Below are 12,805 nucleotides of genomic sequence, written 5' to 3'. Positions count from 1 at the left end.
TTATCTCCTCCTTAGATTTGTTTGAAGTAGTGATGTAAGAGCGGCAAAATCAATTTAGCATTTCGTGCAACAGTAGAAGGGGCTACCTTATATTTCTCTGCGACTTGTACTTGGGATAAAGACAGGTCGTAATATTTAGCAACCACATATTCAATAGCCGCCGACATTCCTTCTATTTTACGAATAACTATTTCAGAAAACTGCCTAAGGAAATCCCATAACATCTTCGCATCTTGCAGCTGTGCATTCTCATAGGTATCCATATTTTGCAGAAGACAGGCTAAAACTTGTTGCCACTTCTGTTCTTGGCTGTTAGCTGAATCTTCTAATGCTAGCATCTGACCATTATATAATACCTCATATGGTGGTTCTGCATCCATATGTCGGAGGGCAAAAAAAGCTATCTGTTTTAACTCATCATCTTCCACTGGTTTTCGAAGGAAATGGCGTAGTAGGGTTTCTGCCTCTTTGTGTTTAATCCAACGCATAAAGGTAAGTACTTGCATTTTCGTCTGTCGATCACCATGATTAAGGGCCCAAGTCAAAGAAGTATGCAGAAGTGAATTCTTTTCATAGTCCATTGCAACTTTTTCAATATTTTCTCCTTGGTTGATTTTAAGCATATATTCTTCAAAAGGAAGATGATAATGATAACAAGTTAGTGATGGAATAGAGTCAGGATCTGACATCCATATCTCCATCTGTTCTAAATAAAATTTAGGAATCTCCGAGCGCGGATCGAGCCATGCCGCTCTTCTCCAATAACGATGAGCTATGGAAAGCCTTCCAACGTGAACAGCTGCGGTTGCAGCATGATGATAGAGACTTGCTTCAGGTTGTTCATCTATTTTTATTAACCAAGTAAATAATTCAAAGGCAACCTGATGCTCTCCGAGCATCCCCATTGTTACAGCTAATTTATATGCAGCAGCAGGTTGAACAGGAACCAAGTTTTTAAGCATATCCATGATTCCTTTGGTCATATCACTATTACCTTCATGCTGGCTTAAAATAGCCAAATTGCATAATGCATGTAAATTATTTGGATCAGCCTCTAATATAGTGGTAACAATCTCACGAGCTTTCTCTAATTGCCCGGTATAGAAGTATGCTAAACCTAAATTGTGGTATGTAGGGAGGTAATCTGGATTTTCTTTTGCCAGTTCTTCTAGTAACTCGGTCGCTTGTAAAAACCGTCCCTCTTCTAAATGCCATTCTGCTTCTTCGTGTTTTTCTCGAAATCCTGGTAAAGGGGCAATCAGTTGTTTAGGTAAACGACCCATTTCATAAGCCACCATATACAACATTTCCTCTGCCTCTTCTGAATATTCACCTTCAGGATCAAGTCGTAAATATTCGATTAGATGATCTTCGGCCTGTTCAAATGCTTCCATGTTAATGGAATTATTCGCCATATAATAGTAGCACTCTACCATCTCTGAATCGACATCTTGTAGAACAACTTGTAGGATTTCATTTGCTTCTTGGTAGTTACCTAACTCCGCTAAAACACCTGCTACATTACAATAGTTGGCTGGGTTATCTGGTTCTTTTTCCAATACAAGACGAAAATACTTAAGTGCTTTATCATACTGATGGCGCTCCAACGATTTAATTGCTCGATCAAAAAAGGTACTTGCGTCCATTTCTAAAGAAATGACCTTATGATCCGATTTATGTTTAGGAATTGATATTTTTTTCATAGTTTCCTCCCAACCAGTCAGCATACCAAATAATGCCTGATGGTTTGGTACCCCACCAGTATAACATATTTGGAATTAATTGCTTACATGAATTGGGAATCTTTCTCCTCTTCTATCTTTTAACCGGAGTCTGAACGAAATAGAGTACTTATCGAACCTCCAGAAATTATGATTTTTATCGCATCGCTCAACAAGGGAGCGACAGACAATACTTTGAATGAATCACCAATATTCTCAAAAGCGATCGTATCTGTTACTACAACCTCTTTGATACTTGGATGAATCAATCTTTGTGCAGCATTATCAGAAAACAAAGGATGTGTCGCACATATATAGGCAGGTTTCGCACCTTTTTCTTTCAAACCTTCTACTACACTAACAATCGTACCACCTGTATCTATCATATCTTCAATGATAATAGGTGTACGATCTGTTACATCACCAATGATATGAGTAATCTTAGCAGCATTGTGTTGTGGTCTCTTTTTTAACATAATAGCAAATGGGGCATCGAGCAAGGTAGCTAATTTTTCAGCCATTTTTGCTCGACCTGCATCTGGTGAAACAATCACTGCATTTGATATATTGCTTTGAATTATATGATCGCTGATTAAATGAAGAGCGGATAGATGGTCAACTGGAATATTAAAAAAACCTTGGATAGCAGGAGCGTGCAAATCCAATGTAACAACACGAGAAACTCCAACGGTGGTCAAGAGATCAACGATCATTTTAGCTGTGATCGGTTCTCTAGGAGCATCTTTTTTTTCTTGTCTCCCATAAGCGAAATATGGAATTACTGCACTGACACTACGTGCAGAAGCGCGCCTAGCAGCATCTACCATGATCAACAATTCCATCAAATTTTCATTAACAGGATGACTTAGCGTCTGAATCACAAAAACATCTTGATTTCGAACACTCTCTTCAAAATGAACATAGATCTCGCCGCTCTTAAACCGGCTAATACGCACTTTACCTAGTTCTTTATCCAGATGAGATGCGATATTTGTTGCTAACGAAAGATTAGAGGTACCTGAAAAAATCTTAACATTATTCATCATCATTTGACCCTCCATTAGCTAACAATTTACTTGTTTTTATTATAACAGTCCTTATCTCTCAATGAAAATTAATAGAACAGTAGAATGCCCGACTATTTACTGGAAGAAAACTATTTATTTTCTAAAAATTATAGATAAATGGGAATGAATCGTGATAAGATAAAATGGAAAAAAACTCCCATTATGGAGGAAAATATGAAAAATATCCAACCCAGCAGGACCGCACAATCTGTAGCAGCACATTATTTGCTATTATCGTATGATCCTAACTTTGGAAAACTAGTACCAAAAGAAGCGATACAACCCCTTAACTGGTTTTTATCTGAGCTTTCAGGTGCTGCTCGAGCAAGTTTATACTTGTATCGAATCCCTCTTCTTCGATCGTATTTTCGTTGGGTAGAACAAAAGATTTTACCAGGATTCTCTTTACATATCGCGCTTCGAAAACATTGGATTGAATCTCAAGTAAAAGAGGCTATTCATTCCGGAACCGGGCAAGTTGTAGTACTTGGGGCAGGTTTTGATACATTAGCTTATCGATTACATAAAACCTATCCAAATGTAAACTTCATCGAACTGGATCACATTGCAACACAACAAATAAAACTCAAAGCGTTAGAACGACATGCTAATATGCAAGGAAATCTATATCTTACTAGTGCAGACTTTACGCAGCATAGCTTGACGGAAATCCTCCGTTTCATGCCTGCATTTCAAGCTGAGTTGCCTACTATTTATATCGCTGAAGGATTATTGATGTATTTACCTGAAGTGGATGTTCTGTCCATGTTCAGACAACTATCTACTCTGCATAAACAAACTTGTCAAGTCGTTGGAACAGCTATTGAGCCCCAAAACAATGGAGAATTAACCATTCGAGGCACCGGTAAAACGAAAATTGATCCATCCAATTTAGGAGAGCCACTCTTATGGGGGACAAGATCAGTAGATTTACCAGCTTTTCTGACCATATGTGATTTCCAAACAGTATTCACCAAGTACACCCAAGATTTATTGTCCGAAACGATTCCCGAACTCCATGATAACTATTCCCTACCAAAAGAAGAATATCTATTTATTGCTCGTTAATTCATTCTCTTTTGTAGCCATTCTAACTTTTTTTAGAATGGCTTTCATTTTACCATTTACAAAACTAATATAATTAGTTATTATACTAATAACATTAATTTTAAAACACAAGGAGCGCAAAAACATGAAAATAACAAAAAGAGAGTCTACTTACCAATTGAGTTTCATGCCACGAATTTTCCCAGCAAACTGCTTTATCATAGAGGAAGAGAAGGAACTTACTTTGATCGATTGTGCTCTCCCCTATAGTTACAAAGCTATTTTGCAAACTTCCGCTCAAATCGGAAAACCTATTACGCGTATTGTCTTAACCCACGCTCATTCTGATCATATCGGTTCTTTGGATTCATTAAAACAAGCATTGCCAGAAGCTGATGTCTTTATCTCCAAAAGAGAAGAAAAACTATTACGCGGCGAAACAAGCATAGAGAAAGAAGAGGAACAGACACCTATTCGCGGAGGTGTCCCTGCTCCAAAATCAATCAAAACCGTTCCAAATCAACTAGTAGAAGATGGGGACAACATTGGGTCTCTCCAAGTTCTCTTTACTCCTGGACATACACCTGGATCAATCAGTTTATTAGATAGAAGAAATCGACATCTTATTGTTGGTGATGCTATGCAAACACGGGGAGGAATAGCGGTTTCTGGAGATACTCGACCTTGGTTCCCATTTCCAGCAATGGCTACTTGGAGTAAACAAACATCTTTAGCAAGTGTGAGAAAAATCAGTGAAGCTAACCCAACTTTGCTTGCTGTAGGTCATGGGAATATGATTGAAAATCCAAACGATCAAATAACGATCGCTATTCAAAGAGCACAAAATAAATGGAAGGAGCAAATATAATGCCTCGAGTTGGTTTAGATAAAACAAAAATTATTCAAGCAGCAATTGCAATTGCAAACGAGCATGGGATAGAACAAGTTTCTATTGCATCCCTAGCCAAAAACTTAGGTGTCCGACCTCCTTCACTCTACAATCACTTTAAAAGTCTTATGGAAATTCGCACGCAAATCGCAAGAGAAGGTATGCAAAGACTAGAAGAAACACTACTACGTTCCGTAGCTGGAAAATCCGGTGAAGATGCTCTATTACATTTTTCTAAGCAGTATCTCCTCTTTGCGAATGATCATCCAGGTTTATATGAAGCAACCATTCAACCTATGAACACACCAGATAAAGTAGTAAAAGAAACGAGTAAAAATATGATTGATCTTTTGATTCAATTACTTGCTACCTTTTCGCTTGAAGAAGAGAACGCTCTACATTTAGTGAGAGGGCTACGAAGCATTGTTCATGGCTTTGCTTCTCTTCAACGGGCTGATGGGTTTCAAATGAATTTTAAGGTAGAAGAAAGTCTGCTTTATACCATACAAATTTTATGTAAAGGAATAAAACAAGAAACATAACCAAAGGGGCTGATCACCATGATAATCATCAAGAACGCCAATCTTTTGCTCCAATTTCTAATAGAAATAGCCGCACTATTCATTTTGGGCTATTGGGGATTCAAAACAGGGAACCAAATCACGATAAAAATCATGTTAGGCATTGGAAGTCCACTCCTCTTTGCAATTTTTTGGGGGATGTTCCTAGCTCCAAAAGCGAATATTCCACTAAATCCAGTACTCGCTTATTCCATAAAATTTGTGCTCTTTCTCTTCGTTGCCTATGTGCTTTATCAGACAGGCAAAACATTGTCCGCAATCGGTTTTTTGATTATTACTTATATAAGCTTGATTCTTACCATTTTATGGAAACAATAGTACTAACAACCAAAAAGAGCCGTCCGCTAGCGGACGGCTCCATCTATATCATCTTAACCTGATTACGGGAGTCTGGGCAGCGATAATCGCAACCCAGACGATGCTGCTGATAAGCATTTTTACCAGCAGCTACCCCATGGCGTTACTCACGCCAAGTTCTCCAAAAAGCCCTCCATGTTTGCTTACTTGGCTGTTCCCTCTTGATCTTAATCCATTGGAAATACTGAGCCAAGTCGTACAACGTACACGAACCTGCACTCCCCTGTCGCGAGATCGAAAGTGCGGCATGTACCCCTTTTACGCATCGTCTCGTAATTCGGATTTTCGAGCAACGGGGGTACGTGATCTGCGATTCCTTGGTAAAGACTACGATACCAAGAAATGTCAGGATTGAGTCCTACCTGTTCGCAGAATGCTTCGTATGATGTTGTGGATGGCATGGAACTCCTTCCGTTGTAGGAGATTAATAGTATTATATCAAAAAATAAGCAACTTTCATTTAATGTTTGCCTATAAAAGACATAAGTGTGAAATAAAAGCCCTGCTCCTCAAAAAAGGAGAGCAGAGCTTAATCGTTTTTATTCGCTTGTTCTACCAATATATCTACTTGCTAATTCCTCATAAATTTCATCCATTGGTATTCCTTGATTTTGTAACAAAACCATTAAGTGATAGAAGAGATCAGCCGCTTCGTATCGCAACTCTTCTTTGGAATTATTTTTTGCGGCAATTATCACCTCTGCTGCTTCTTCTCCTATTTTTTTGCCAATCTTATCTACTCCTTTGGTAAAAAGATAGGTAGTATAAGAACCTTCTGGTAACTTCTGATGACGATCGGCAATTAATTTTTCTAAGTCTGCTAACACTTTACTTTGGGACACTTGCAATTCCTCCACTTCTCTAAAACAACTCTCACTTCCCGTGTGGCATGCAGGGCCGTGTGGGATTACACTTAACAAAATCGCATCTTGGTCACAATCATAATATATATTTACCACTTCTTGTGTATTACCTGAAGTTGCTCCTTTGTGCCATAACTCTTGTCGAGATCGGCTGAATAGCCAAGTCTGTTTCGATTCGAGGGTTTTTTGATATGCTTCTTTATTCATATAAGCAAGAGTTAATACTTGCTTATTTTCAGCATGTTGAATGATAACAGGTACAAGTCCCTCTTTGTCCCATTTTATCTCGATGGTATCCATCTTACTTCTTCTCCTCTATCACGCAGTAATGCTTTTACTTCCATGATGCTCACTTCTTCATAGTGAAAAATAGAAGCAGCTAGTGCAGCTGATGCCTTCGTCCGGGTGAAAACTTCGACGAAATCCTGTGCATTTCCAGCACCACCAGAAGCGATAACAGGTACAGTTACAGCTTCTGATACTGCACGAACCAAATCAAGATCAAATCCATTCTTTTGTCCATCTTGATCCATACTCGTCAGCAGTATTTCACCTGCACCAAGCTCGACCACATGACGGGCCCAATCAAGTACACTCCACTTCGTATGTTCTCTTCCTCCATGGGTATACACAATCCAGTCATCTAATTCTTGGTCATACTTCGCATCGATTGCAACAACAATACACTGGTTGCCAAATCGACGAGCTCCTTCTGAAATAAGCTCTGGACTGAGAACAGCAGCAGTATTGAGCGAAACTTTATCTGCCCCCGCACGCAGTGTTCGCGTCATATCCTCCACACTTCGAATTCCACCACCAACTGTGAACGGAATAGTCAGCTTACTAGCGGCCTGTCTTACCACATCAATCATCGTTTCTCTTCCTTCATGGGAAGCAGATATATCTAAAAATACAAGCTCATCTGCTCCTGTTTGATCATAAAGGGATGCTAGTTCAACCGGATCTCCAGCATCTCGTAAACCAACAAAGGAAACGCCTTTTACAACTCGGCCATCTTTCACATCCAAACAGGGAATAATACGTTTGGTAATCATCGGTTGGCCTCCTCTAGAGCATCGGTAAGTTTTACTGCACCTGTATACAATGCTTTTCCTACGATCACACCTGTAACCCCTCTGGATTCCAGTGTTTTCAATTGTACGATATCTTCTGTCGTTGCCACTCCACCTGATGCAATTACTTGTCCACCCGAAGACTGTGCAATCTCTACTGCTATCTCTGCGTTTACTCCAGAAAGCAAACCATCTTTTGCAATATCCGTTACAATAAACGTGGTAGCTCCAAAGTCTGCCATCTGCTTTGCCAAGTCAACTGCTGTAACATTTGCTTGATTAAGCCAGCCGTGTGTTGCAACAAAGCCATCTCTAGCATCCAAACCGATCGCAATTTGATTAGCATACTTTCTCAATGCTTCTTTTACAAAAGCGGGATCATCTATTGCTGCTGAACCGATGATCACTCGTGAAACTCCAATAGACAATAGGTATTCCAAACGCTCTAAATCCCGTACACCACCACCAACTTGAATCGGTATTCCAGACTCCTTGGCGATGGATGCAATCACTTGACTATTGATGAGTTCTCCTGAGCGAGCACCATCTAAGTCTACCAAATGCAGCCATGACGCTCCATCTGATACCCATTGTTTTGCCATTTCCAGTGGTGAATCATGAAAAATCGTCTCTTGGTTATAATCTCCTTGGATCAAACGGACACATTTTCCGCCACGAATATCGATCGCAGGATAAATGGTAAATCCCATTTTATATTCTCCCCTCTGCAAATTGATGAAGAAGCTGCATGCCGAGAGGTCCACTTTTCTCTGGATGAAACTGCATTCCAATAATATTTTTGCGAGCAACAATCGCAGTAAAATCTTGACTGTAATCTGTCGTAGCAATCACATCTTCTGTGTTGGAAGCTTGGACATGATAGGAATGAACAAAATAAACATGACCTTCCTCTAAACTTCGAAATAGAGGATGCGGATGACGGAATGAAAGCCAATTCCAACCCATATGCGGAACAGGAAGATCTACTTTGATCTCTTTCACATGCCCTGCCAACAAGTTTAACCCACTGTAGTACCCATGTTCATCGCTTCCTGTAAAAAGCAACTGCATACCGAGGCAAATCCCCAGCAAAGGTTTACCTGCTATGGCTTCTTCGAAAATTATTTTCGTCAAGCCTCTTTGGTTTAACTCTCTCATTGCATCACCAAAAGCTCCAACACCAGGAAGGATCATCTTATCAGCCTTTTGGATCGTTTCTACATCATCAGTAATGACATACTCATGATCCAATCGCTGCAAAGCTTGGCTCAGACTATACAAATTACCCATTCCATAATCGATTATTGCTATCACCCTAGTACCCCCTTTGAGGAAGGAACTCCTTTAATATTGGGATCAATACTAGTGGCCTCATGCAAAGCACGTCCCAAGGCTTTAAACAGCGATTCAATCATATGATGCGTATTTCTCCCATAATGCAAAATGACATGAAGGTTCATCCTGCCTTCTAATGCAAGTTTCCAGAAAAACTCATGTACGAGTTCGGTATCAAATGCCCCTACTCGAGTACTTGGGAAATCCGCACGAAACTCCAAATGCGATCGACCTGATAAATCGATCACAACTTGACCTAAAGATTCATCCATGGGTACAAATGCATTTCCATATCTTTTGATCCCTACCCGGTCCCCTAACGCAACATCAATGGCTCGACCAATACAAATCGCTGTATCTTCCACTGTGTGGTGGTCATCGATATGATTATCACCAATCGAGCGAATCGCCAAATCAAATTGACCATGTTTGGCAAATAAATCTAGCATATGTTCTAAGAAAGGAACCCCAGTATGTAAATTTGCTTTTCCTTCCCCATCCAAAGATAGGTCTACATCAACCTGCGTCTCTTTCGTAGATCGATCCACATGACCTCTTCTATTCATCAATCTTCCTCCATCCGGATGCGTATCGAAGCCGCGTGTGCTTCCAATCCTTCTTGCTCTGCCAGTGTAATGACTTGTTTTGCATCGCGTTTTAAAGCCTCTTTGCTATATGATATGAGGCTTGTTTTTTTTATAAAGGTATCCACACTCAACGCAGAAGAGAAACGAGCAGTACCACTGGTCGGTAGAACATGACTTGGCCCTGCAATGTAATCCCCTACTGTCTCTGGACTCATAGGCCCCAAAAAAACAGCCCCGGCATGCAGCACTTTGGGAAGTAGTTCCCAAGGATTACCTACCATCAATTCTAAATGTTCTGGTGCTACTAGATTGGATAAAGTCACCGCTTCGTCCATATCTTGTGTCAACACAATCGCACCATGTTTATGCAAAGATTCTTCTATTATCTTCACACGTTCCAGTTTGGTTGTTTGCTTCTCGACTTGTTCTGCTACTTCTTTTGCCAATTTTTCTGACGAAGTAAGAAGAACAGCTGCGGCTTCTGGATCGTGTTCTGCTTGGGCGAGTAGATCAGCAGCTACAAAAGCTGGATTTGCATGTTCATCCGCAATAATCACTACTTCACTTGGACCCGCAAAACTATCAATATCTACTTGACCATATACAAGTTGCTTTGCAGTCGCAACATATTGATTACCAGGTCCTACAATTTTATCTACTCTTTGGATACTCTCTGTTCCATAAGCGAGAGCTGCTATTGCTTGTGCGCCGCCGACTTTATATATTCTTTCAATACCTGCAACTTGTGCGGCTACCAAAGTAGATGCTGGAATTTGTCCGTTTTTATCCGGTGGTGTAACCATAACGATATCTTCCACACCTGCTACTATTGCTGGAATTGCATTCATCAATACAGAAGAGGGGTAGGCGGCCCGGCCACCAGGGACATAAATCCCTACACGGTCCATCGGCCGTACAAGTTGTCCTAGGATAGAACCATCCTTTTCCATGTTCCACCAAGAAGTACCTCTCTCCTTCTCATGAAAAAGACGAATACGCTCAGCCGCAGTTTGAAGTGCCTCTAAAAAAGAAGATTCCACTTGATTCATTGCTGATTGTTTTTCATCCTCAGCAACCAAAAGGGAGGTGAGCACTGCTCCATCCAACTCTTTGGTATAAGCAAACAATGCAGCATCTTGCTTTTCACATACCTCTGCGATGATTTTTTGGACAATAGGAAGGATTTCTTTATTGTCCTGTGTACCATTCACCCGAGGTTGCCACTGATTGGATGGTACGATTTTAATCACGATTTCCCCTCCGTTCAATATGCTTTTTTAGTTGATCGAAAAAGGAAGAAACCCGTTTATATTTTAGTTGATAACTTGCCCGATTGGCGATCAGTCTCGAAGTTACAGTCGTTATTGTTTCCAACTCAACCAAACCATTCTCTCGCAACGTCTGACCAGTAGAAACAATGTCAACAATGCGATCTGCCAATCCAATCAAAGGAGCCAACTCAATGGAACCATTTAATTTAACGACTTCCACCTGTTCTCCGATACTACGAAAATATTTTTCGGCAATAGATGGATATTTGGTAGCGATCCGCCCATTTACCTTCGCTTTATTTGGCAATCCAGCCACGGAGACGCGACATGGACTGATCTGCAAGTCCAATAATTCATACACATTTCTCGATTCTTCTAATAAAACATCTTTTCCCACTATCCCAAGATCTGCGACTCCGTACTCCACATAAGTAGCAACATCCATGGGTTTAGCTAAAAAGAAAGCAAGCTGGGCAACAGGCGCCGTAAGGATCAGCTTGCGGGTTTCTTTTGTTAAGTCATCCGGCACTGGAATCCCTGCTTCTGCTAAGATTTCGAGTGCTTCTTCATATATTCTCCCCTTGGGCATGGCAATCGTCAAAAGATCCACTCACGACTCCCTCCAAACGACTTCTGATATTGTATCATCTATTTGTAAAATAACGGCATAACCAGATTCTCTTAGTTCCTTCGCTTTCGTAATAGCAGCTTTTCGAAGGAATACTGGATAATAGAGAATCGTCTGCTTGGTTGCTTCCATATCAATATTACTTGTCTCTAAAAGATTATTCATCCGAAAGGCAAAACCCGTTGCAGGCAACGATCTGCCAAATTGACCATACAATTGATCATATCGACCACCACTTAAAATAGCAAAACCGACACCTTCGGCAAATCCTTCAAAGTACATTCCTGTATAATAATCCAACTTTCCAAGCAGACGAATATCTACGGTAAGATAAGATTCATAACCATAATCCTCAAGAATTTCCCAGATGCGTGTGAGCTGTTTGGCAGCTTCTACCACTTGGTCCGAAGAATGAGATAAAAGAGGCTCAAGGTATTCTTTTTTGTCCAGACCTCTGCATAATCGCAACAAGTCGGATACCCCTTTTTTATCCTCTAATTGATGTAGCAATGCTTCAAACCCAACATAATCACGATGATTTAAATAACCAATCAATTGCGAACGTTGATCCTCAGGAGGACAGACGGCAGTTAGCAATGCAGAGAGTAACGCTACATGACCAAGTACTAGCCGAAAGGAAGAAGTTTGGCAAGTTTGTAGAGCAGAGATCGCTAAGGCAACTAGTTCTGCATCTGCTTTCACACTAGCCTCACCAATAAGTTCCACACCTGATTGATATAGCTCCGCTCGTCGGCCTGCTGCTTGTTCTTGCGTACGAAACACACTTGCATGATAAAAAAGACGCAATGGCAATTTCTCATGTTGAAGAAGAGAATTTACCATTCTAGCGATTGGCGCTGTCTGATCTGGACGCAGTACTAACATTGCTCGTTCCTGACCGATAAGACGAAACATCTTATCTTCTGATATAGCACTAGCTCGGCCAACTGTTTCTGCATATTCTAACGCTGGTGTCATCACTTCCTGATAACCCCAACTGGAAAATACCTCTGATAACCGAGATTCCATTTCTCTTTTCTTTCTAGCAAGAGTAGGTGTAACATCTTGAAACCCAATAGGTTTCTCAAATGCTTCTGGACTCAACTCATACACCTCACTTTAGTATGCTAATGTGATAAAGTATTTGTTAGTTATTGTAACATAATACAACAATTATGGCTACAATGGGCCGGAAAAGATACATCATTGTTGTGAATTTCCTGTAATGATCAGGTAAATTTGATCCCTGTGCCTGTACCAACTTTATTTTCATTGAATGAAGTACAAAATCGGAGGTTTCTTACATGTGTTGACTTAGGAGATTTTCGTTAAAGTGAATTATGAAGTTATCTTGTTTTACTATGGATTCCTTTACAGGATGTACGA

14 protein-coding genes are annotated in these 12,805 nt (G+C 40.3%); 4 read left to right on the top strand and 10 right to left on the bottom strand.

What is annotated here, in order from left to right; all coding sequences use genetic code 11:
• Window positions 1–11: 11 nt before the first annotated feature.
• Complete coding sequence (locus tag A3GQ_RS23870) at window positions 12–1,703, bottom strand: tetratricopeptide repeat protein (protein ID WP_051271439.1); 1,692 nt, start codon at window positions 1,701–1,703, stop codon at window positions 12–14.
• Between the two features lie 119 nt (window positions 1,704–1,822).
• Window positions 1,823–2,770 (bottom strand): ribose-phosphate diphosphokinase, encoded by a 948-nt coding sequence (locus tag A3GQ_RS0108700; protein WP_028776724.1) that lies wholly within the window; start codon window positions 2,768–2,770, stop codon window positions 1,823–1,825.
• A gap of 192 nt (window positions 2,771–2,962) precedes the next feature.
• On the opposite strand from A3GQ_RS0108700, the gene A3GQ_RS0108695 reads away from it, so the two are divergent.
• The 4 genes from A3GQ_RS0108695 to A3GQ_RS0108680 all read left to right on the top strand — a co-directional run bounded on the left by A3GQ_RS0108695 (window position 2,963) and on the right by A3GQ_RS0108680 (window position 5,623).
• Entirely contained in the window at window positions 2,963–3,856 is an 894-nt protein-coding gene (locus A3GQ_RS0108695; protein ID WP_169818268.1) for a class I SAM-dependent methyltransferase, read from the top strand.
• A gap of 124 nt (window positions 3,857–3,980) precedes the next feature.
• The gene (locus A3GQ_RS0108690) at window positions 3,981–4,703 is read left to right on the top strand and encodes an MBL fold metallo-hydrolase (protein ID WP_028776722.1); all 723 of its coding nucleotides are present in this window, start codon (window positions 3,981–3,983) and stop codon (window positions 4,701–4,703) included.
• Window positions 4,703–5,266, top strand: coding sequence for a TetR/AcrR family transcriptional regulator (locus A3GQ_RS0108685; protein WP_051271436.1), 564 nt, complete (start codon window positions 4,703–4,705; stop codon window positions 5,264–5,266). The genes A3GQ_RS0108690 and A3GQ_RS0108685 overlap by 1 nt, the downstream gene beginning before the upstream one ends.
• 18 nt (window positions 5,267–5,284) lie before the next feature.
• Window positions 5,285–5,623, top strand: a complete 339-nt coding sequence (locus A3GQ_RS0108680; RefSeq protein WP_028776720.1) for a YrdB family protein — start codon at window positions 5,285–5,287, stop codon at window positions 5,621–5,623.
• Between the two features lie 578 nt (window positions 5,624–6,201).
• Here the strand turns inward: A3GQ_RS0108680 and hisIE are convergent.
• Genes hisIE through hisZ form a run of 8 tightly spaced genes read right to left on the bottom strand, consistent with a single transcriptional unit; the run spans window position 6,202 to window position 12,523 of the window.
• Window positions 6,202–6,825 (bottom strand): bifunctional phosphoribosyl-AMP cyclohydrolase/phosphoribosyl-ATP diphosphatase HisIE, encoded by a 624-nt coding sequence (gene hisIE, locus A3GQ_RS0108675; RefSeq protein ID WP_028776719.1) that lies wholly within the window; start codon window positions 6,823–6,825, stop codon window positions 6,202–6,204.
• A complete protein-coding gene (hisF, locus tag A3GQ_RS0108670) occupies window positions 6,807–7,580 on the bottom strand; it encodes an imidazole glycerol phosphate synthase subunit HisF (RefSeq protein ID WP_028776718.1) in 774 nt (257 codons plus the stop codon). The genes hisIE and hisF overlap by 19 nt, the downstream gene beginning before the upstream one ends.
• Entirely contained in the window at window positions 7,577–8,308 is a 732-nt protein-coding gene (gene hisA / locus A3GQ_RS0108665) for a 1-(5-phosphoribosyl)-5-[(5-phosphoribosylamino)methylideneamino]imidazole-4-carboxamide isomerase (protein ID WP_028776717.1), read from the bottom strand. Before hisA ends, hisF begins: the two co-directional genes overlap by 4 nt.
• Before the next feature lies 1 nt (window position 8,309).
• A complete protein-coding gene (gene hisH, locus A3GQ_RS0108660; protein WP_028776716.1) occupies window positions 8,310–8,912 on the bottom strand; it encodes an imidazole glycerol phosphate synthase subunit HisH in 603 nt (200 codons plus the stop codon).
• A complete protein-coding gene (gene hisB, locus A3GQ_RS0108655) occupies window positions 8,909–9,499 on the bottom strand; it encodes an imidazoleglycerol-phosphate dehydratase HisB (RefSeq protein WP_028776715.1) in 591 nt (196 codons plus the stop codon). Before hisB ends, hisH begins: the two co-directional genes overlap by 4 nt.
• Window positions 9,499–10,770 carry a histidinol dehydrogenase gene (gene hisD, locus A3GQ_RS0108650; RefSeq protein WP_245596756.1) on the bottom strand — a complete coding sequence of 424 codons (1,272 nt, stop codon included), beginning with the start codon at window positions 10,768–10,770 and terminating at the stop codon, window positions 9,499–9,501. Before hisD ends, hisB begins: the two co-directional genes overlap by 1 nt.
• Complete coding sequence (gene hisG / locus A3GQ_RS0108645) at window positions 10,763–11,380, bottom strand: ATP phosphoribosyltransferase (RefSeq protein ID WP_037464442.1); 618 nt, start codon at window positions 11,378–11,380, stop codon at window positions 10,763–10,765. The genes hisD and hisG overlap by 8 nt, the downstream gene beginning before the upstream one ends.
• A gap of 21 nt (window positions 11,381–11,401) precedes the next feature.
• A complete protein-coding gene (gene hisZ, locus A3GQ_RS23865) occupies window positions 11,402–12,523 on the bottom strand; it encodes an ATP phosphoribosyltransferase regulatory subunit (RefSeq protein ID WP_051271433.1) in 1,122 nt (373 codons plus the stop codon).
• Between the last annotated feature and the right edge of the window lie 282 nt (window positions 12,524–12,805).

This window comes from Shimazuella kribbensis DSM 45090, assembly GCF_000428065.1.
Taxonomy (GTDB): Bacteria; Bacillota; Bacilli; order Thermoactinomycetales; family Thermoactinomycetaceae; genus Shimazuella; species Shimazuella kribbensis.
The sequence above is the reverse complement of the archived record's forward strand: the minus strand, read 5'-3'. Positions and strand labels throughout refer to the sequence as shown.